The 20,308-nt window shown below is 67.3% G+C and carries 19 protein-coding genes; 13 read left to right on the top strand and 6 right to left on the bottom strand.

Annotated features, from left to right (window positions below; all coding sequences use genetic code 11):
* Positions 1 to 13: 13 nt before the first annotated feature.
* Both ACQKLX_RS18475 and ACQKLX_RS18480 read right to left on the bottom strand, forming a co-directional pair.
* Positions 14 to 631 (bottom strand): glutathione S-transferase family protein, encoded by a 618-nt coding sequence (locus ACQKLX_RS18475; RefSeq protein ID WP_427363011.1) that lies wholly within the window; start codon positions 629 to 631, stop codon positions 14 to 16.
* 151 nt (positions 632 to 782) lie between these two features.
* Positions 783 to 1,418, bottom strand: coding sequence for a class I SAM-dependent methyltransferase (locus ACQKLX_RS18480; protein WP_427363012.1), 636 nt, complete (start codon positions 1,416 to 1,418; stop codon positions 783 to 785).
* 212 nt (positions 1,419 to 1,630) lie between these two features.
* Between ACQKLX_RS18480 and ACQKLX_RS18485 the strand changes: the two genes are divergently transcribed.
* The 5 genes from ACQKLX_RS18485 (at position 1,631) to ACQKLX_RS18505 (ending at position 6,407) form a co-directional block, all read left to right on the top strand.
* Complete coding sequence (locus ACQKLX_RS18485) at positions 1,631 to 3,370, top strand: alkaline phosphatase (RefSeq protein WP_427363013.1); 1,740 nt, start codon at positions 1,631 to 1,633, stop codon at positions 3,368 to 3,370.
* Between the two features lie 62 nt (positions 3,371 to 3,432).
* Complete coding sequence (locus ACQKLX_RS18490; protein ID WP_427363014.1) at positions 3,433 to 3,849, top strand: hypothetical protein; 417 nt, start codon at positions 3,433 to 3,435, stop codon at positions 3,847 to 3,849.
* Complete coding sequence (locus ACQKLX_RS18495; RefSeq protein ID WP_427363015.1) at positions 3,827 to 4,552, top strand: ABC transporter ATP-binding protein; 726 nt, start codon at positions 3,827 to 3,829, stop codon at positions 4,550 to 4,552. The genes ACQKLX_RS18490 and ACQKLX_RS18495 overlap by 23 nt, the downstream gene beginning before the upstream one ends.
* Positions 4,549 to 5,784 carry an FtsX-like permease family protein gene (locus ACQKLX_RS18500; protein WP_427363016.1) on the top strand — a complete coding sequence of 412 codons (1,236 nt, stop codon included), beginning with the start codon at positions 4,549 to 4,551 and terminating at the stop codon, positions 5,782 to 5,784. Before ACQKLX_RS18495 ends, ACQKLX_RS18500 begins: the two co-directional genes overlap by 4 nt.
* A 65-nt stretch (positions 5,785 to 5,849) precedes the next feature.
* Positions 5,850 to 6,407, top strand: coding sequence for a L,D-transpeptidase (locus ACQKLX_RS18505; RefSeq protein ID WP_427363017.1), 558 nt, complete (start codon positions 5,850 to 5,852; stop codon positions 6,405 to 6,407).
* Here ACQKLX_RS18505 and ACQKLX_RS18510 read toward each other — a convergent pair.
* Positions 6,404 to 7,699 carry a DUF3422 family protein gene (locus ACQKLX_RS18510; protein WP_427363018.1) on the bottom strand — a complete coding sequence of 432 codons (1,296 nt, stop codon included), beginning with the start codon at positions 7,697 to 7,699 and terminating at the stop codon, positions 6,404 to 6,406. The genes ACQKLX_RS18505 and ACQKLX_RS18510 overlap by 4 nt on opposite strands.
* Positions 7,700 to 7,846: 147 nt before the next feature.
* Between ACQKLX_RS18510 and ACQKLX_RS18515 the strand changes: the two genes are divergently transcribed.
* The 4 genes from ACQKLX_RS18515 to ACQKLX_RS18530 all read left to right on the top strand — a co-directional run bounded on the left by ACQKLX_RS18515 (position 7,847) and on the right by ACQKLX_RS18530 (position 11,061).
* The gene (locus tag ACQKLX_RS18515; protein WP_427363019.1) at positions 7,847 to 8,473 is read left to right on the top strand and encodes a hypothetical protein; all 627 of its coding nucleotides are present in this window, start codon (positions 7,847 to 7,849) and stop codon (positions 8,471 to 8,473) included.
* Between the two features lie 107 nt (positions 8,474 to 8,580).
* Positions 8,581 to 9,081, top strand: a complete 501-nt coding sequence (locus ACQKLX_RS18520; RefSeq protein WP_427363020.1) for a hypothetical protein — start codon at positions 8,581 to 8,583, stop codon at positions 9,079 to 9,081.
* A gap of 295 nt (positions 9,082 to 9,376) precedes the next feature.
* Entirely contained in the window at positions 9,377 to 10,303 is a 927-nt protein-coding gene (locus ACQKLX_RS18525; protein ID WP_427363021.1) for an ABC transporter ATP-binding protein, read from the top strand.
* On the top strand, positions 10,300 to 11,061 hold the full coding sequence (locus ACQKLX_RS18530) for an ABC transporter permease (protein ID WP_427363022.1): 762 nt from the start codon (positions 10,300 to 10,302) through the stop codon (positions 11,059 to 11,061). The genes ACQKLX_RS18525 and ACQKLX_RS18530 overlap by 4 nt, the downstream gene beginning before the upstream one ends.
* Positions 11,062 to 11,065: 4 nt before the next feature.
* Here ACQKLX_RS18530 and ACQKLX_RS18535 read toward each other — a convergent pair whose 3' ends face one another.
* The gene (locus tag ACQKLX_RS18535) at positions 11,066 to 12,748 is read right to left on the bottom strand and encodes a methyl-accepting chemotaxis protein (RefSeq protein WP_427363023.1); all 1,683 of its coding nucleotides are present in this window, start codon (positions 12,746 to 12,748) and stop codon (positions 11,066 to 11,068) included.
* Between the two features lie 180 nt (positions 12,749 to 12,928).
* Between ACQKLX_RS18535 and ACQKLX_RS18540 the strand changes: the two genes are divergently transcribed.
* Together ACQKLX_RS18540 and ACQKLX_RS18545 are read left to right on the top strand one after the other, a co-directional pair.
* On the top strand, positions 12,929 to 14,551 hold the full coding sequence (locus tag ACQKLX_RS18540) for a peptide chain release factor 3 (RefSeq protein WP_427363024.1): 1,623 nt from the start codon (positions 12,929 to 12,931) through the stop codon (positions 14,549 to 14,551).
* Between the two features lie 90 nt (positions 14,552 to 14,641).
* On the top strand, positions 14,642 to 16,081 hold the full coding sequence (locus ACQKLX_RS18545) for a S41 family peptidase (protein WP_427363025.1): 1,440 nt from the start codon (positions 14,642 to 14,644) through the stop codon (positions 16,079 to 16,081).
* Between the two features lie 14 nt (positions 16,082 to 16,095).
* Here the strand turns inward: ACQKLX_RS18545 and ACQKLX_RS18550 are convergent, their stop codons facing one another.
* Together ACQKLX_RS18550 and ACQKLX_RS18555 are read right to left on the bottom strand one after the other, a co-directional pair.
* Positions 16,096 to 17,319, bottom strand: a complete 1,224-nt coding sequence (locus ACQKLX_RS18550) for a histidine kinase (RefSeq protein WP_427363026.1) — start codon at positions 17,317 to 17,319, stop codon at positions 16,096 to 16,098.
* 31 nt (positions 17,320 to 17,350) lie between these two features.
* The gene (locus ACQKLX_RS18555) at positions 17,351 to 18,643 is read right to left on the bottom strand and encodes an adenylosuccinate synthase (RefSeq protein WP_427363027.1); all 1,293 of its coding nucleotides are present in this window, start codon (positions 18,641 to 18,643) and stop codon (positions 17,351 to 17,353) included.
* 305 nt (positions 18,644 to 18,948) lie between these two features.
* Between ACQKLX_RS18555 and ACQKLX_RS18560 the strand changes: the two genes are divergently transcribed.
* Both ACQKLX_RS18560 and ACQKLX_RS18565 read left to right on the top strand, forming a co-directional pair.
* Positions 18,949 to 19,515 (top strand): dihydrofolate reductase family protein, encoded by a 567-nt coding sequence (locus ACQKLX_RS18560; protein WP_427363028.1) that lies wholly within the window; start codon positions 18,949 to 18,951, stop codon positions 19,513 to 19,515.
* 87 nt (positions 19,516 to 19,602) lie between these two features.
* Positions 19,603 to 20,181 (top strand): tyrosine phosphatase family protein, encoded by a 579-nt coding sequence (locus tag ACQKLX_RS18565; RefSeq protein ID WP_427363029.1) that lies wholly within the window; start codon positions 19,603 to 19,605, stop codon positions 20,179 to 20,181.
* Positions 20,182 to 20,308 lie beyond the last annotated feature (127 nt).

Below are 20,308 nucleotides of genomic sequence, written 5' to 3' on the forward strand. Positions count from 1 at the left end.
AGGGCAGCTTGTCTCAGGGCACCTGGCCGGGTTCGAGCGTGCCGTCCTTCTGCATGGTCCGCTGCAGGGCAGGGCGCTCGATCATCCGCTCCATATAGGCCTCGAACACCGGCAGGCGCGGCAGCACGCCGACGATGTTCATGCCGAAATGGATGCCGGCGCCGAGCTGGGTGTCGGCGGCGGTGAAGCGCTCGCCGGCGGCGTAGGGGTGCTCGCCGAGCTTCTTCGCGAGATTGGCGACGGTGTCGGCGTGCGAACCGAAGGAGAAGCCGCGGGCCTCGTATTTGAACTTGTGGATCGAGGTCGCGATGATCGGATCGAGGACGGCGTCGGTATAGACCAGCGAGGTCAGGAAGGCCGGGCGATCCTTGTCGCCGACTGCGGGAGCCAGCCCGGCCTCGGAGAACTGCTCGGTCAGATAGAGGCAGATCGCGGCGCGCTCGGTGACGGTGGTGCCGTCATGCACGATCGCCGGCACCTTCTTGTGCGGCTGGATGGCGCGATAGCTCTCCGGCGGGCCGCCTTCGGCGCGGATGTCGACGACCTCCATCTCATAGGGCTGGCCGAGCTCCTCGAGCAGCCAGAGGATCGAGAAGGAGCGCGACTGCGGCGAGTGATAGAAGGTCAGCATGGCAGTGTCCCTTTGGTGTTCCCCTAGGCGATGGCCGAGGCTGATAGGGCGCATGGATGTCAGGAGTTGTCAGGACTGACCCGCGCTCGACCTACCCATCTGGATCGAAACGCGAGTGGGCCGGGATTGCTCCCTTCGGTTCCGGCTGCGCCTATGTCCTACGCGCCACGATGAAGGGGCGGCTGTCCTTGCCCTTGCTCGCATGGCGTTCCGTGCTGACGACCTCGAAGCCCGCCGCGGCGATGAGACCGCTCAGCTCTTGCGCACTGAAGACGCCGGCATAGGGCGCCTTCCCGATCATTTGCATGAGGGGCAAAGCGAGCTTGATCAGCGGGTTCATGTCGCCGAGGCAGGGCGTCTTGGAGATGAACCGGCCGCCCGGCACGAGCAGGGCATGGATGCTGCGCAGCGTGCTGGGGAGGTCGCGGACCAGATGCAGATAGTTGAAGCCGAGAACGGTATCGAACCGCTCTGTTTCGGCGGCGAGCGTCTCTGCCGTCGCTGCACGGAAGGCGAGCCCCGGCATCGGGTTCGCGGCAAGCTTCTCCGCGGCGATGGCGATCATGCCGGCGGAGATGTCCGTCGCCAGATAGCTTTCGACCCGGCTCGCGAGCCGCAGGGCCGTCGTGCCGGTGCCGCAACCCAGCTCGAGCACCGCCCCATCTGGCTTCAACAGGGCGCGGGTCCGTTCCAGCGTGCGCTCATAGCCTGCCTGATCCGATATGCGTGACCTGGCATAGCTCTTCGATGACCGGTCCCAGAAGCGGGCATCGCTCGCGGTGCTCATTACGTCGTCCCCCTTTGGCGAGGCGGGCTTAGCATAAGCAATGCTACAGTTGGTTGCCCGCCGCGCGGGAAAGAGACCGGAGATCCGGGACGTCGATCTCAATGAAAACGATTTGTTATAACATAGCTATTTTGTCGAGGTCGCAGTAATCATAGTGTCATCTCGCGCGCTTAACGGACCGGCCACCGGATTCACTGGGGCGGAGAGGTATCATGCAGAAGCGAACCTGGCTGATGGCGGCGGCGATGCTCGCCAGCGCGGCGCCGGCGATGGCGCAAACCATCTATCCGCTCACCCGCGCCGAGATTCTCGAAGGCTCGCGCTTCGACTTCAAGGTCGAATTCCCGAACGCTCCTGCTTCCGCCGACGTCAAGGTCACGATCAACGGCAAGCCTGTCGCCGAAGCCTTCGGCCGCGAGGTCCAGTTCGTGCAGAACGAGGAAGGCCAGAAGCATTCGGCGCTGTGGCTGCGCGGCGCCCAGCTGCCGGCCGGCCAGTATGTCGTCGAGGCGACGCAGGGCAATGAGAAGGCCAGCGTCAACTGGACCGTCTACCCGACGGCTGAGCGCAAGGCCAAGAACGTCATCCTCTTCGTCGGCGACGGCCTCTCGGTCGGGCATCGCACTGCCGCCCGCATCCTGTCGAAGGGTTGGCAGGAAGGTCTCTATGGCGGCGAACTCGCCATCGACGACATGCCCAACATGGCGCTGATCTCGACCTCGGGCACCGACTCCGTCGTCACCGACAGCGCCAACTCCGCCAGCGCCTACACCACCGGCCACAAGTCCTGCGTCAACGCGCTCGGCATCTACTGCGCCAAGAACGCGCTGACCCTCGACCACCCCAAGGTCGAGACGATCTCCGAGGTGATCAAGCGCAAGCGTGCCGGCATGGCGATCGGCATCGTCACCAATGCCGAGATCGAGGATGCGACCCCGGCTGCGATGGTCGCCCATACCCGCCGCCGCTCGGACTACAACGACATCGTCAAGATGTTCTTCGACGTGCAGCCCGACGTGATCATGGGCGGCGGCTCGCCGAACTTCCTGCCGAAGTCGACCCCAGGCACCAAGCGCACCGACGATCTCGACTTCATCGCCAAGTTCAAGGAGGCGGGCTATGCGCTCGCCACCACCAAGACCGAGATGAACGCTGCGGTCGCCGGCGGCTCCAAGAAGCTGCTCGGCCTCTACAACACCTCGAACATCGACGGCGCCTTCGATCTGCGCCTCGCCAAGAAGGGCTCGATCTCGAAGTTCCCCGATCAGCCTGACGTGGTCGAGCAGACCAAGGCGGCGCTCGAGATGCTGAAGGGCGCGCAGGACGGCTTCTTCCTGATGGTGGAATCGGCCCGCATCGACAAGTACAGCCACTCGCTCGACTGGGAGCGCGCGGTGTTCGACACGATCATGCTCGACAACGCCGTCAAGGTCGCCAAGGATTTCGCCGGCGATCGCAACGACACGCTGATCATCGTCGTGCCCGACCACGCCCATCCGATCTCGGTCATCGGCACCTATGACGATGATCGCCCGGGCCAGCTGCTGCGCGACAAGCTCGGCACCTATGCCGACTCGCTGCCGCCGAATTACGGGCCGCGCGATGCCGACGGCTACCCGACCAAGGTCGATACCTCGCGCCGCCTCGCCGTCGCCTTCGGCAGCTATCCGGACACCTGCGATACCGGCAAGCCGTTCATGGATGGCGAGCGCGTCCCGGCCGTGAAGGGTCCGGATGGCAAGACCAATGTCGCCAATGAGAAGGACTGCACCGGTCCGCTCGCCACCCGCAAGCAGGGCAACCTGCCCTTCGACGCCAACTCCGGTGTCCATGCTGCCGACGACGTGCTGCTGACCGCCATGGGCCCGGGCGCCGAGCGCTTCCGCGGCCACAAGCCGAACACCTTCGTCTTCCGCGTCATGGCGGAAGCGCTGGCCCTCGGCGGCAAGTGAGCGACAACTCATCATCGCGGCCCCCGGAAGGGCGCCGTATATTTTCCCGCCGCGGGCTCCTCATGGGGCTCGCGGCGCTGCCCGTCTCGCTGCGCGCGCTCGCAGCCGAAGCAGAAACGCTGACCTTCGACGGGCTCTACAAATCCTTCGGCGTGCTCGGCTTCCAGTTCTCCGACCGGGCGACCTCGCTGCGCGGCAAGCCGGTCAGGATGACCGGCTACATGGCGCCGCCGCTGAAGCCGGAAAGCCATTTCTTCGTACTGACGCGCGAGCCGCTGGCGATCTGCCCGTTCTGCCAGTCCGATGCCGACTGGCCGGTCGACATCGTCGTGGTGTTCATGCGCGCGGCGACGCCGATGGTCAGCGCCGGCCAGAAGGTCGCGGTCAGCGGCCGGCTCGAGATCGGCTCCTCGACCGATGCCGAGACCGGATTCGTCAGCCAGATCAGGCTCGTCGATGCCGGCTTCCACAGTGTCTGAGCGGCCGGCCGGCGCGGCGCGGCCGCTGCACTTCTCCGGCATCCAAGTCGATCATCGCGATGGCGGCGGGCGGCCCTTCCGGGTGCTCGATATTCCCGGTTTCGTCGTGCCGCCCGGTGCGCTGATCGGCCTGCGCGGCCCCTCCGGCTCGGGCAAGACTTCGTTGCTGCATCTCGCCGCCGGGTTCTTCCTGCCCGATGCCGGGAGCATCAGCTGGGGGGACGTCGTCGTCTCCGCGCTACCTGGCGCGGCGCGCGATCGCTGGCGGCGCGAGACGGTCGGCTTCGTCTTCCAGGATTTTCATCTCGTGCCCGAGCTCGATGTGCTCGCCAACATCACCTTGCCGGCGAGCTTTTCGGGCTGGCGGCAGACGGAGAGCCAGGTCTCGCGCGCTAGCACGCTTGCCGGGCGTATGGGTCTCACCGATCTGCGCCGCCGTGCCGCCGTGCTTTCGCGCGGCGAGCAGCAGCGCGTTGCGATCGCGCGGGCCCTGTTCAACGCGCCGACCTTGATCCTCGCCGACGAGCCGACGGCGAGCCTCGATCCGGCGCACGCGGCTGAGGTCGGTGCGCTGCTGGTCGAGGTCGCCAAGGAAAGCGGCGCGACGCTGCTCTGCGCCTCGCATGACCAGGCGTTGCTGGTGCGGATGCAGCATGTCGCGGCGATCGGCGACGGGCCGCTCCAGCTGAAGGCGGCGGCGTGAACCCGCTGCCGATGGTCATCGCTGATCTCAGGGCGCTGCGCTGGACGGCGGCGGCGATCGTGACGCTGGTTGCGCTGGCGGTGGCGATCGGTGTCGCCATCGGCGCGCAGGAGCGGGCGCTGCGCCAGGCCTCGGCGAAGGCCGCCGATGATTTCGACCTCTTGATCGGTGCGCCCGGCAGCCAGACGCAGCTCTTGATGTCGGCGATCTACCTGCAGCCCGAAGCGCTGCCGCTGATCGACGGGCGCCTGCTCAACGAGCTCGCCCGCGATCCGCGCGTCGCCGCGGTCGCGCCGCTGGCCTTCGGCGACATCGCCCGCGGTCATCCGGTGATCGGCACCACGCTCGCTTTCGCCGGCCGCTGGGGCCGCCTGCAGCCGAGCGAAGGCCGGCTGTTCGCGCGCGAGGGCGAGGCGGTGCTCGGCGCCGATGTCACCTATAAGCTTGGCGACAAGATCGAGCCCTCGCATGCGATTGCCGGTCATTGGCCCAAGCGCGGCGTTGCCGATGCGGAAGAGGCGGGCCATCGCCATGAGGGCCATGCCTATGTCGCGGTCGGCCGCCTGCCGCGATTAGGTTCGCCCTTCGACCGGGCGATCCTGGTGCCGGTCGAGAGCGTCTGGGAGGTGCATGGGCTCGGCAATGGCCATGTTGGCGAGGATGCGGCGCTCGGCCCGCCCTTCGACGGCCAGCGCATTCCCGGCGTGCCGGCGCTGGTGGTGAAGCCGAAGGCGGTCGCCGACGCCTATGCGCTGCGGGCGCGCTACCGGCAGGGCGGCACCATGGCCTTCTTCCCGGCCGAGGTGCTGGTCGGGCTCTATCGGACGCTCGGCGATGTCGGGCAGGTGCTCAGCGTCGCATCCGTTCTCAACGCGGTGCTGATCCTGGCGGCGATCTTCCTGCTGCTTGTCGCGGTAACCGGGCTGAGGCGGCGGCGCTATGCCGTGCTGCGCGCGCTCGGCGCGCCGCCAGCCTATGTGCTGCTGGTGGTCTGGCTCGGCATGGCCGGGCTGGTCGCGGCCGGCTGCCTGCTCGGCCTCGGGCTCGGCGCTGCTGCGACGCTCGCGGTCTCCGGCCTGTTCGAGGCGCAGACGGGCCTGCGGCTCTCCTTCGCGCTGGGCTCGGCGGAGTTCGCCCAGGTCGGGCTCATCCTGCTGCTCGGCTCGCTGGCGGCGCTGATCCCGGCGGCTCTGTCCTATCGCCGCTCGATCACTGCCGGCCTGCGCGGTTGAGCCGGGGTTGACCCCGCTTTGCCTCTTCCGGTTAAATCCGGGCGGGGGGCGTTGCAGGGATCATCATGCTGCGCGCCATTGTTCTTATCGTCACGAGTCTCGCTTTCTGCGCACCCGCTTACGCTTATTCCAACGCGCTCAGCCGCGGGGTCGCGGACTTCCTCAACATCTTCAGCGAGCAGCCGGTGCCGCGCCAAATCGTGCCGTGGAGCGGCAAGCAAGCGCCCGGCACGGTCGTGGTCTCGACCAGCCAGAGGCGGCTCTACTACGTGCTCGGACAGGGGCAGGCGATCCGCTATGGCGTCGGCGTCGGCCGGCAAGGCTTCAGTTGGTCGGGTACCAAGACCGTCTCGCGCAAGCGCGAATGGCCGGATTGGCGCCCGCCCGCGGCGATGCTCAAGCGCCGGCCCGATCTGCCACGCTATATGGAGGGCGGGATGGAGAACCCGCTCGGCGCGCGGGCGATCTATCTGGGATCGAGCCTCTACCGCATCCATGGCTCGAACGAGCCCGACACGATCGGCGCTGCGGTTTCCTCGGGCTGCATCCGCATGACCAATCGCGACGTGACGGATCTCTACGATCGCGTCAGGCTTGGCACCAAGGTCATCGTGCAGCGCTAGCCATCACTATGGCCGCGCCGGATGCGGCGGACCATCAGCCAGACGCCGATGATCGCGACCGGCACGAACAGCGCGGTCGCGATGCCGACATCCACCGGCAGGTAACCGGCATCCTTGGCGCCCTTGGCGAGATAGCCGAACAGGCTGACGATGTAGTAGCCGATCGCCGCGACCGAGAGCCCCTCGACCGTCTGCTGCAGGCGCAGTTGCAATCGCGTGCGGTCGTTCATCGCGGAGAGCAGGTCGCGATTCTGCTGTTCGAGCGCGACGTCGACGCGGGTACGCAGGAGATTGGCGGCGCGGGCGAGCCGCCGCGAGAGGTCGAGCTGGCGCTGCTGCAGCATCTGGCAGGTGCGCATCGCCGGCGCCATGCGCCGCGACAGGAAGGCGGCGATGGTCGGCCAGCCGCCATAGGGCGCTTCGCCGATCGCTTCCAGCCGCTGGCCGACGATGCTGTCATAGGCGCGGCTGGCGCCGAAACGGTAATTCGACGAGGCGGCCTCGGACTCCATCGTCGCAGAGATCGCCGTCATCTCGTCGAGCAGGGCGTTGTCGGCGGCGAGCCCGTCGGTCTGCATCATCGTGCCGGCGATGCGGACCAGCATCTCTTCGGTGCGGCGCACGGAGGGGGCGAGGCGATGCGCCTCCGGCAGGCCGAGCAGCGCGAGCACGCGATAGGTCTCGACCTCGAGCAGGCGCTGCGCCAGCGCACCGGCTTTTGCGGGAGTCAGCGCCCGGTCGAGCACCAGGATGCGGACAAAACCATCGGCCCCGGCACGGAAATCGGTCGCGGCGATGGCCGCTTCGCCATCGACCAGCGAGGCGGCGAGGCTCGCCGCATCGAAGAGCGTCTCCAGATCGGGCCCGGTCTTCTCCGGCAGGAGATGCAGGTCGACCGCGACCAGATGCGGACCCGGTTGCGGCAAAGCGAGCATGCCGTGCGGCAGCACCGGGCTCGCGGGCAGGAAGGGGGCGGCACCAGGCGAGGGTAGCTCCCAGGTATAGGTGGTGAACTCGCTGTGCTGTTCCCAGCGCAGGCTGACGTCGCTGAGCCGGGCGCGGTGGTGCTTGGCGCCCTCGGCTGGGCCGGGCACCCCGCGCTCGACGCAGAAGCGGGCGAGCGCCTCGCGATCGGCGGCGGCCTGCGCCTGATCGGTCATGAAGGCGAAGTGAAGCAGCCGCTGCGGCGTCGACAGGGGCGCGAAGGGGCGGGCATGGATCTCGCCGAGGATGGCGCCGCGCGACGGGTGCGCGAGCAGCGGCGGTGCGCCGTTTTCGGTGGTCCGATCCATGCTGTCCTGCCCCTTTGCACGCGCCATTCGGCTTTCGCGCGATTGGAAGCTTGCCGGAAAGCGTCGCGAGCTGCGAGTCCGGCAAGGTGTCGCAAGGGTAGCGCGCTGGTGACATGATCCGGCGCTGCCGCTGCCTAGGCTCGTCTCATGCCACTGCCCAATCGCATCCGTCCCGATGGCTCGCTTTTCGCCGATCCGGCGCGGGGTCTGCTGTTCGGCAATCGCGGCGGCAAGTTTCATGACCCGGCGACCAAGGCGTTGCCGAGGCGGCTCTACGCAACGAACCAGTGGATCTGCTGCGTGCTCTCGTTCAAGGGCCGGCAGCGTGATGTCTGGGGCCGCTACTACACCGAGCTGTTCTTCTGCGACGAGGTGACGGCGCTCGCCGCCGGACACCGACCCTGCGTCGAATGCCGGCGCGCCGATGCCCATGCCTACCGGGCGGCACTGGTCAAAGGGCTCGGGCTTGCCGACCTGCCGCTCTTTCCCGCGATCGACGAGCGGCTCGATCGCGAGCGGCGCGACGGCAGGCGCAAGCGCTTGCACCGGATGCCGGCGGAGAGCCTGCCGGACGGCGCGATGATCGCCACCCCCGAGGGCGAGTTCCTGGCCTTGCGCGGCGACAAGGCTCTGCTCTGGTCGCCCTCTGGTTACGTCGCGAGCCGGCCGCAACCGTCCGGTCCCGTCGCCGTCGTCACGCCGCCGACGTCTCTGGCCGCGCTTGTGAACGGCTATCAACCTCTCTGGCATCCAAGCGCCGCCGAACCGGCCTGAAACGCGCCCTGCAGCCTTGTCATCGCCGCGGGCTGTGACACAGGTCATGCCAGCGGATCGCGGTGCGCGCAGGGGTGCGGAACCTGGCTGATCCCGGGGGGAATCTCATGTTGCGGAAGACTGTCCTCGCGCTCGCCTTTGCGCTCGCCGGTTTCAATGGCTTGCCGGCCATGGCCGGTGCGCTCCAGATCACCGAAACCGATCCGGTCGCGGTCGTCACCGTGCCGGATGCCTGGACGACCGCGAAGATCAAGCGCGGCGTCGAGATCAGAACGCCGGACGAGGAGATCTATCTCTGGTTCGAGCTGATCGCGCCCGCCGAACTCGACACGCTCCAGAAGGAACACAACGTCTACTTCGAGAAGGAAGGCGTGACGATCACCGGTGCCTCCGGCACGGTGAAGCAGGAGGTCAAGGGCAAGGCCTGGTCGTTCACCGAGCTCAAGGCCAAGAGCAAGGACGGCGAGTCGCTGATCCGCTACATCGCGATCAATCCGAACGTTGCGAGCGGCAAGATCATCATGATGACCTATTGGGCCTCGCTCGAGGGCCACAAGACGCATGATGCGGCGATGTCGGCGATCATCGACAGCATCGCCTATAAATGAGATCGGCGCCGGGCGGCGGAACCGCCGGCCCTCCCGCGACGTTGTCCCGTCATCTACATCCGATGACAATCAAGGGGTTAGCGTCGATGCGTTCGATCATTCTGTGGCTTGTGGGCGTTCCGATCCCGATCATCATCCTGCTCTGGTTCTTCATGCGCTGACAGGATCTGGTAGAAGGACTTGCTATGGCCGGGCTCGCCCGGCCATTCTTGTTTCGCGGGATGTCGTGCCGGCAGGGCGAAACGGCACCATCCCGCTTCATCCCTTTGCCGTGCTGCGAGTATAGCCTTCGCCCATGCAACCGATCATCCAGATATCCGGCCTGTCGAAGACCTATGCTTCGGGCTTCCAGGCGCTGAAGACAGTCGACCTCGACATCAGGCGCGGCGAGATCTTCGCCCTGCTCGGGCCGAACGGCGCCGGCAAGACGACGCTGATCAGCATCGTCTGCGGCATCGTCAATCCGAGCACGGGCACGGTCCTCGCCGACGGCCACGACATCATCCGCGACTATCGCGCCGCGCGCAGCCGGATCGGGCTGGTGCCGCAGGAGCTGACCACCGACGCCTTCGAGACAGTCTGGGCGACGGTCTCGTTCAGCCGCGGCCTGTTCGGCAAGCCGAAGAATCCGGCCATCGTCGAGCAGGTGCTGCGCGACCTCTCGCTCTGGGACAAGCGCGACAGCAAGATCATGACGCTCTCAGGCGGCATGAAGCGGCGCGTGCTGATCGCCAAGGCGCTGGCGCACGAGCCGCAGATCCTCTTCCTCGACGAGCCGACCGCCGGCGTCGACGTCGAGCTGCGCCAGGACATGTGGAAGCTTGTGCGGCGCCTGCGCGACGATGGCGTCACCATCATCCTGACGACCCATTATATCGAGGAGGCCGAGGAGATGGCCGACCGGGTCGGGGTGATCAGCAAGGGCGAGATCATCCTAGTCGAGGAGAAGGCCGAGCTGATGCGCAAGCTCGGCCAGAAGCAGCTCACCTTGCATCTCCAGACGCGGCTGGGTGCGATCCCCGAAGCCCTCGCCCGCTACAGCCTGACGCTTCAGGCCGAGGGCGAGGAGCTCGTCTACACCTACGACACCAAGGCCGAACGCACGGGCATCACCGCGCTGATGAAGGATCTCGCCGACGCCGGCATCCGCTTCAGCGACCTGCGCACCAGCCAGTCCTCGCTTGAGGACATCTTCGTCGGCCTGCTGAGGGCGAACGCATGAATCTCCACGCAATCAAGGCGATCTACCGCTTCGAGATGGCTCGCACCTGGCGCACGCCGCTGCAGAGCATCCTCTCGCCGGTGATCTCGACCTCGCTCTATTTCATCGTCTTCGGCGCGGCGATCGGCTCGCATATGCAGGCGATCGACGGGGTGCCCTATGGCGCCTTCATCGTGCCCGGCCTGATCATGCTCTCGCTCTTGACGCAGAGCATCGCCAACGCCTCCTTCGCGATCTATTTCCCGAAATTCGTCGGCACGATCTTCGAGCTGCTCTCGGCGCCGGTCGCCTGGTGGGAGGCGGTCTTCGCCTATGTCGCAGCAGCCGCGACGAAGTCGGTGATCCTCGGGCTGATCATCCTGGCCACCGCCTTCCTGTTCGTGCCCTTGAAGATCGAACACCCGATCTGGATGCTGCTCTTCCTGATCCTGACGGCGGCGACGTTCAGCCTGTTCGGCTTCATCATCGGCGTCTGGGCCGATGGTTTCGAGAAGCTACAGGCGATCCCGTTGCTGATCATCACGCCGCTGACCTTCCTCGGCGGCTCGTTCTACTCGATCGACATGCTGCCGCCGTTCTGGCGGGCGGTGACGCTGGTCAATCCGGTCGTCTACCTGATCAGCGGCTTCCGCTGGAGCTTCAACGGCGTCGCCGATGTCGGCATCGCGGTCAGCCTTTCGATGACGCTGGTCTTCCTCGCCGCCTGCATCGCGGTGATCGCCTGGATCTTCAAGACCGGCTACCGGCTGAAGAACTGAGACGTCAGGCGGCCTTGATCTGGCTGAAGAAGGTGGCGACGGCGCCGCGCAGCGCCTCTGCCTCTCGCGCCAGATTCTCGGCAGTGCGCAGCGTGTCGGCGGCGGCGCCGGTCGCCTCGCCGGAGGCGGCGGCGAGGCTGTCGAGCGCCATGGCGGCGGTCGCGGCGCCATCGGCCGTCGCCTGGGCGTTGCGGGCGATCTCGGAGGTCGTGCTCTTCTGCTGGTCGGTTGCGGCGGCGATGGCGCTGGTGTGCTGAGAGACGTCGGTGATCGTCGCGGCGATGGCCCCGATCGCGGCGACGGCGCCGGAAGCCTCGCCGCGAAAAGCCTCGATCTGATTGGCGATGCCGTTCGTCGCTTCGGCGGTGCGACTTGCCAGGGTCTTGACCTCGGCGGCGACGACCGCAAACCCGCGTCCGGCCTCGCCGGCGCGCGCGGCTTCGATCGTCGCGTTGAGCGCCAGCAGATTGGTTTGCTCGGCGATGTCGCGGATCAGGTCGATGACGCTGACAATGCGTTCGGAAGCTCGCGCCAGGCCTTCGACGCGCTGGCTCACACCTTGCGCATCGTTTGCGGCACTTTTGACCATCGCACTCGCCCGCGTCACGCGCTCGGCGATCTCGGCGATCGAACTGGACAGTTCTTCGGCAGCGGCCGCGACGTGCTGGACTTTGCCGGATGCATCCTGCGAGGCGTTCTGTGCTCCGTCGATCTGCACGGTGCGAGCGCTGGCGATCTCGCTTACTGCCCGCGCTGCGCCTTCGAGCGTATGGGCGCCGGTCTCGACGGTTTCCAGCGCGTCGGCGAGCCTTGCATCGAAGGCGGCGACGACCTCGGCGATCCGCTGCTGACGCGCCGCGCGGCCGGCATCCTCCCGCGCCGCGGCGGCCTCCAGCGCTTGCCGCGCCTGAGCGTTGTCGCGGAACACCTCGACCGCTCGCGCCATGTCACCGATCTCGTCCTGACGACGCACGAGCGGAATGGTCGTGACGGTTTCGGCCGCCGCCAGACTGCGCATGGTCTTCGCGAGCCGGCGCAGCGGGCGCGAGACGCGGCGGTGTACGACCATGACCGAGAGGCCGAGACCGGTCAGGATCGAGAGGATACCGAGGCCGATCTGCAGATTGACGCTGTCGCGCTGCATGGCTTCGAGCCGGGCGTCGAGCGCGGCGCTGCGTCCGTCATAGCTGCCCGCAATGCGCTTCAGCGTCTCGTTGAGAGCCTTGCGATTGTCGCGATTGGCGTCGTCGTTGCCGGCTGCGCGCGCCGCCTGGGTGGCACCTTGCCGACCGAGACGGACGATGTCGCGCCGGAAGTGGAGAAATTCCTGGACGCGCGCTTGCAGGCTTTCGAAATCGGCCCGTTCCTGCTCCTCGACCAGTGGCCGCCATTCGGCCATCAGCAACTCGATCTCGACGAGGTTCTGCAGCAGCGGCGGCGCGAAGCGCTCTGCTCCGATGGCGCCCTCGCTCATGTAGATGCCACGCGATTCCATCACGACGGCGTTGACCAGCCCGTTGATCCGCTCGGCGAGGGCGGAGCGATGCGTGATCGACTGCATCTCGTTCGTCATCGTCGCATAGCGGCTGAGGCTGTAGACGCCGAGGCTGATAGCAATCGCGGCAGCTATGACGAGAAGCGAGATCGCAGCGAGGATCTGGCTCGAGATGGTGCGCAGCGTGGCCATCTGTGTCGCGAAACGGCAGGCCGCGGCTTGGTCACGGGGCGCAGCTGGGAACCCACCGCCCACAGAAGCATGGTTTGGTTAAATTTGCGTTGGAATGCCGCTCAGGCCGCGCTGATCGGGATGTCGCGATGACGCTTCGCCCGATTGACTCGGGCGGCCGCATCCTGTCTTGACCACGCCATGACCGATCTTTCGACCATCGACAGCGCGACGGCCGCTGCGGCGCCCCATGCGCGCCGGCGGACCTTCGCCATCATCTCGCACCCGGACGCGGGCAAGACCACGCTGACCGAGAAGCTGCTCTATTTCGGCGGCGCCATCCAGCTCGCCGGCGAAGTGCGTGCCAAGGCCGGCCGGCGCCAGACTTCCTCCGACTGGATGAAGATCGAGCGCCAGCGCGGCATTTCGGTCGTCACCTCGGTGATGACCTTCGAATATGACGGGCACGTCTTCAACCTGCTCGACACACCCGGCCACGAGGACTTCTCGGAGGATACCTACCGGACTCTGACCGCGGTCGACTCGGCTGTCATGGTGATCGACGCCGCCAAGGGCATCGAGGCGCGTACCAAGAAGCTGTTCGAGGTCTGCCGCCTGCGCGATATCCCGATCGTCACCTTCATCAACAAGGTCGACCGCGAGACGCGCGATCCCTTCGACCTGCTGAACGAGATCGAGACCACGCTGGCGCTCGACGTCGCGCCGATGACCTGGCCGGTCGGGCGCGGGCGCGAGTTCGTCGGCACGCTCGATCTCGCCTCCAACACGCTGCGCCGCAACCAGAAGGGCGACGAGAGCGATGCCGGCCAGAAGGTCGCCGGCGAGGACGACAAGCTGTTCGACGAGCTCCTGCCCCATGGTGCCGCCGACACCTTCCGCGAGGAGGTCTTCCTGGCGCGCGAGGGCTGCAAGCCCTTCGATCTGGAGGCGTTCCGCGAGGGCCACCTGACACCGGTATACTTCGGCGCGGCGCTGCGCGACTACGGCGTGCGCGACCTGATCGATGCGCTCGGACGCCTCGCGCCGAGCCCGCGTGCGCAGCAGGCCGACAAACGGCCGATCGAGGCGGGCGAGCCGAAGATGACCGGCTTCGTCTTCAAGATCCAGGCGAACATGGATCCGAACCACCGCGACCGCATCGCCTTCATGCGGGTGTGCTCGGGCAAGCTCTCGCGCGGGATGAAGGCGAAGCTGGTGCGCACCGGCAAGCCGCTGCCGCTGAATGCGCCGCAATTCTTCTTCGCCCGCGATCGCTCGATCGCAGAAGAAGCCTATGCCGGCGACATCGTCGGCCTGCCGAACCATGGCACGCTGCGCATCGGCGACACGCTGACCGAGGGCGAGGATATCGTCTTCCGTGGGGTGCCGAGCTTCGCGCCGGAAATCCTGCGGCGCGTCAAGCTCAAGGACGCGATGAAGGCCAAGAAGCTGCGCGAAGCCTTGCAGCAGATGGCGGAGGAGGGCGTGGTCCAGCTCTTCCTGCCGCATGATGGCGCGCCCGCCATCGTCGGCGTCGTCGGCGCGCTGCAGCTCGACGTGCTCAAGGAGCGGATGGAGGCGGAATATTCGCTGCCCGTCGATTTCGAGCCCTGCCAGTTCGCGATCGCGCGCTGGATCTCCAGTGACGACAAGGCGGCGCTGCAGAAGTTCACGGCGGCCAAGCCGTCCTCGATGGCTGACGACCTCGACGGCGATCCGGTCTTCATGGCGTCGTCGCAATTCACCCTGAAATACGACGCCGAGCGCGCGCCGGAGATCAATTTCTCCGATGTGAAGGACTATCAGAAGGTCTCGGGGGGCTGAGGCTCCGGGCGGCAGCGCTGTTGCGTGCTGCCGCCATCTGTCCCGATCGATGATAAGCGTGGCGCCATTCGGTGGAGACCGGTCAGGCCCATGCAACAAGACGGCGAGGTTCCCAGGCGCTCGTGGCGCCGGCGCGGGCTCAGGCTGCTCGCGGCTGTGGCGGCCTTGCTCGCCCTCGTCGCGATACCGCTCGCCATCATCCTCTATCCGACACTGAAGCCGTACCCGAAGGCGGACTTCCCTGCGGCCACTTCGCGGCGCGACAGGAACCTGCAGGACCTTGCGCATCTGCGCCGTCTGCCGGAGGTCGAGCGCAGCTTCACGGCGCAAAGCCGCGCGGCGTTCGATCTGGCGGTCGCCGCGCTCGAGCTACGGGGGGGCGATTTCGACCGGGCCGGCCTGGCGATGGCGGCAGCGAAGGCCGTGGCGCTGGCCGACAATGGCCACACCAACGTGCTCGGCCTCGCCGGCGACCAGGGCTTCAACGCTGTACCGATCCGTCTCGGCTGGTTCGGCGACGGGTTGTTCGTGATCGCTGCCGATGAGGAGCGACGCGATCTCCTCGGCGGACAGGTCCTCGGTGTGAACGGGCGCCCGACCGCCGCTTTGGTCGAGGCGCTGCGCCCCTATGTTGGGGGGCCCGCCAATCTCGCCCGGGAATTCGTGCCGAATTTTCTGGTCTCGCCGGAGTTGCTGCATGCCGCCGGTCTCGCCGCGGCGGCGAATGGCGGCAGCTTCGAGATCCGGTTCACCGATGGCCGCGTGGCTCTTGTCGAGCTCACCGCCAGGGCCGCCACGCGCGCGCCGGCGACCCGCTTTTCGTGGCCGAAGGGTAATCTGGCTCCGAGCCAGCCGAATGGTTGGCGGCATCTGCTCGACGGTGTTGCCTTGCCGGCATATCTGACGCGGCTCGACGCCAATTACTGGCACGACTATCCCGCGCCCGACCTGCTTCATGTGCAGATCAACCGAGTGGCTGACCAGGGTCCGGTCGGCGTGGCCAAGTACCTCTTCGGCGTGCTTGACGAGGCAGCGCGCAAACCCGTCCGCAATGCGATCGTCGACTTGCGCTTCAATTCGGGAGGCGACTATACGCTGACCGCCGATTTCGCGCGGCGCTTGCCGGAGATCCTGCCGCCCAACGGCAAGCTCTTCATCCTGACCAGCGCCAACACCTTCTCGGCGGCGATCAGCACCGCCGCGCGGCTGAAACACTTCGCCGGGTCGCGTGCCGTCATCGTCGGCGAGGCGATGGGCGATCGCTCGCAGTTCTGGGGCGAGGGCGGGCTCACCGTGCTGCCGCATTCGAAGCTCGCGGTCCGCTACACGACAGCCTTCCATGACTGGGAGCATGGCTGCGGCCTGGCGCAGATCACGACCTGTTTCCTGCTAAACTATGTCTATGGCGTGCCGGCCGGCGACCTTCGGCCGAGCATTACGATCATGCCGAGCTTCGCCGACTACGCCGCCGGCAAGGACGTCGTGATGTCGGAGGCCATGCGGCAGTCGGCGTCGGGCCAGGGGCGCTGAGGCGGGGGATCGTCTCAGCCCTGCCAGCGGCTCAGCGCCTCGGCGATGGTCTGGTTGCCGGCGCCGCCCTTCTCGAAGGTGAGGATGCCGCGCCGGCCGGAATTGAAGCGCACCGGCAGGTCGATCCAGTTGCGATTGCGCAGCAGGTCGAGATTGCGCTCGGCCTCGACCGGGACGTTCGACAGGGCTGCGACGAACAGGTTCTCGCCCAGCGCCGAGGAGATCGCCGAGAGCGGCGCGCCGCGCTCGCCTTCCTCCAGCTTGAACTGCGGCACGCCGACCTCGCGGATCGCATCGTTCGCAGCCTCGCCCGTGGTGGTGAAGCGCATGCCGATGATGTGCGAGGCCGGGAACGCCGGATCTGTGTTGCGCCGGACGGTGAAGTCGAGCGAGAGCCCGGCATCGGCGACCTCGATGGTGCCGCGCACGATCGTCTCGACCGGCCGGCCGGGGCCCGCGGTGTCGCTGTCGAGCCGCCAGAGGACGCGGCCCTGCACGGTGCGCGGCTGCTGCGGCGTCTCCGGCACCTCGATATAGAGGATGGCGCGCTGGGCGACGGTGAGGTCGCTGCCGGGCTGGGCGCTGGCCTGCTGGTTGGGGCGCTGGCCGGAAGGCTGGTTCGGCGTCGGGGCGGGCTCGCCGCCGGCGCGCTCGCTGATCTTGCCGGCCTGGTCCTGCTGAGCCGGCGGCGCCTGCGTCTCGACGCGCGGCGGCCTGACCTGCTGGTCCTGCGGGGCGATCTTGTTGACGTAATAGGCGGCGCCGGCGATCACCGCGACGGCGAGCGCGACACCGGCACCGACGATGGCGGTGCGGACATGGCCGGGGTCGACGCTGCGCTTGCGCGGTGGCGCGACGCGGGGGCGGATCGGCTGAGGCTCGTCGCGGGCCGCGGGCTCGTCGAAGCGCGGCATCTCCTGCGACAGCGCCGGGCGCGGCTTCGGCTCCGGGCGCGCCGGAGGTGCAGCCGGAGCGGGCGGTGGCTCGTCGACAGGCAAAGGCGGCAGGCTCGGCTCGATCGCCTCGGCGAGCGCGATCTCGGCCTCGATCCGCGACACCGCCTCGTCGAGCGAGAGCCGCTCGCGGGTGATGTCGGCTTCCGAGAGCGGCGGGTCGAGGCTGCGCAGCTGCGCGAGCAGTGCCGTGCGCGCCCGGTCATAGACGGCGCGGCGCGCTTCCGGCGACTTGTCGGTCAGTCCGGCGATCGCACGCGCCAGAATGGGGTGGAAATCGGCCATTGGCCTCACATGTCCGCGTTGGCCCGGCCCGTCAACCCTCGAAGGGGTTCTGGACCAGGATCGTATCGTCGCGCTCCGGGCTGGTCGACAGCACCGAGACGGAGGCGCCGATCAGCTCCTCGATGCGGCGCACATATTTGATCGCCTGGGCCGGCAATTCGGCCCAGGAGCGGGCGCCCGCCGTCGAGCCTTCCCAGCCTTCGATGACCTCGTAGATCGGCTCGACCCGGGCCTGGTCGCGCTGGCCGGCCGGCAGGTGCTCGATGATCTCGCCATCGAGCTTGTAGCCCGTGCAGACCTTGATCTCCTTGAAGCCGTCGAGGATGTCGAGCTTGGTCAGCGCGATGCCGTCGATGCCGGAGGTCTTGACCGTCTGGCGCACTAGGCAGGCGTCGAACCAGCCGCAGCGGCGCTTACGGCCGGTGACGACGCCGAATTCCTTGCCCTTCTGGCCGATCAGCTCGCCGATCTCGTCGAAGAGCTCGGTCGGGAAGGGGCCTTCGCCGACGCGGGTGGTGTAGGCCTTGGCGATGCCCAGCACATAGCCGACGGCGGAGGGGCCGAGGCCGGAGCCGGTCGCGGCCTGGCCGGCGACGATGTTGGAGGAGGTCACGAAGGGATAGGTGCCGTGGTCGACGTCGAGCAGGGCGCCCTGCGCGCCCTCGAACAGGATGCGCTTGCCGGCGCGGCGCTGCGCGTCGAGCAGGGCCCAGACCGTATCGGCGTAGGGCAGAACCTCGCCGGAAACCTCTTTCAGCTGCTTCAGAAGTTCGACGCCGTCGATCTCGGCGATGCCGAGGCCGCGGCGGAGCGCATTGTGATGGGCGAGCAGGCGCTCGATCTTGGCCTTGAGGACCGTTTCATCCTTGAGGTCGATGACGCGGATGGCACGCCGGCCGGCCTTGTCCTCATAGGCCGGGCCGATGCCGCGCTTGGTGGTACCGATCTTCAGCGCCGAATTCGAGGTCTCGCGGAAATGGTCGAGCTCGCGGTGCAGCGGCAGGATCAGGGTCGCATTGTCGGCGATGCGCAGGTTCTCGGGCGAGATCGCGACGCCCTGGGCGCGCAGCCTGGCGATCTCCTCGACCAGGTGCCAGGGATCGACGACGACGCCGTTGCCGATCACCGAGAGCTTGCCCGGGCGCACGATGCCCGAGGGCAGCAGCGAGAGCTTGTAGACGGTGCCGTCGATGACGAGGGTATGCCCGGCATTGTGGCCGCCCTGGAAGCGCACCACGACATCGGCCTGGCTCGACAGCCAGTCGACGATCTTGCCCTTGCCCTCGTCACCCCACTGGGCGCCGACCACGACCACGTTCGCCATGGGGATGATTCCCTCTTTGCTGACCTACCGGGTCAACGTGAATTCCGATCGCTCGACGGGAGCCGACGATCGGAAGGCACGCTGTCGCAAGCGGCCGCACAAACAAAAACCCCGGCGCAAGGCCGGGGTTTCGGGTGAGGTCCTTGCAAGCCCTCTTCGTCCAAGAGAATGGCAAGGTCAAGGCTGACGACGGCAAAGCCGGGGAAAGAATTTTTCGGCGGCGCTGTCGATTTCGCCGTTCCTGCTTCGACGACAGGGCAGAAGGAGCAGCGCAGCGCTGCCCGGCGGATCGCAGGAGAAGCAGCATGCGCAAGCTCGTCGTCACCCAGTACATCTCGCTCGACGGCGTCATCGAGGACCCGGTCGGCATGGAGAATTCCGGCCTCGGCGACTGGACCGGGCCGTTCACACGCGGGCCGGAAGGCGAGCGGCTGAAGCAGGAAGAACTCGATGCCGCGGGTTCGCTGCTGTTTGGCCGCCGGACCTATGACGCCTTCGCCGCGGTCTGGCCGCATGTGACCGACAGCCCCTTCGCCGACCAGATCAACGCCTTGCCGAAGCATGTCGCTTCGACCACGCTGACGAGCGCCGAATGGCAGGGCACCTCGATCCTGGCTGGCGATGCGCTCGCCGCGATCGCAGCGCTGAAGGAAGAGCCTGGTCGCGACATCCTGGTCTATGGCAGCCTGAAGCTCGTCCATGGCCTGCAGCGTGCCGGGCTGGTGGATGCCTACAACCTGATGGTCTATCCGGTCGCGCTCGGCGCCGGCGGGCGGCTCTTCGCCGATGGCGTCCGCAGCAACCTTGCGCTCACCGGCGCGACGACCCTCGGCGAAGGCGTTCAGTGGCTGCGCTACGAGGTCCGGTGCTGAACGGCAGGGCAGCCTTGCGGCGATGGCGGTTGCAGCGGGGGGCAGGGCGGATTAACCCGACGCCTTCGGGATCAGGGACAAACGCCGATGCTGCCCATCGCCATTTCGACGCTCACCATTTGCGGGATCGAGGAACTGCCGGCGCAGAGCACGCGCAAGGTCAGCCATGTGCTGTCGCTGCTCGATCCCGACTTGCCGGAGCTGCAATCCTTCGTCGCCTATGAAGCGCATGAGCGGACGACCCTGCGCTTCCACGACATCATCACGCCGCAGGAAGGCCGCGTGCATCCGACCGACGCCCATGTCGCCGAGATTCTCGACTTCGGCGCGAAACTGCGCGAGTCCGCGCTGAAGCGGCAGGAGGGACACCTGCTCGTCCATTGCCATATGGGCATCTCGCGTTCGACGGCGGCGATGCTGTCGCTGATGGCGCAGGTGGAGCCCGAGGAAGGCGAGGACGCCCTGTTCGCCCGCCTGCGCGCGATCCGGCCGCAGGCCTGGCCGAACTCGGTGATGATCGGCTTTGCCGACGCGCAGCTGAAGCGCGGCGGTCGGCTCACCGACGCCCTGCGTCGGCACTATGCTCACCAACTCGAGGCGCAGCCGCGCTATCGCCAGTGGATGGCCGATCTCGGGCGCGGTGCCGAAGTCGCGATGGCGGGCTGAGCGCTCAGCGCTGGCCACCCGCTCAATACCCTGCAACGCGCCGTCAGTCTTCTGGAGCATGGCTGTTTTGCCGTGTTCGCAGAATGACTTGGCGGCGTTCGGCCGTATGAGAAGGAGGGGGCGGCGG

Origin of the sequence: Allobosea sp. NPDC003192 (genome assembly GCF_050275675.1) — a bacterium.
Taxonomy (GTDB): domain Bacteria; phylum Pseudomonadota; class Alphaproteobacteria; order Rhizobiales; family Beijerinckiaceae; genus Allobosea.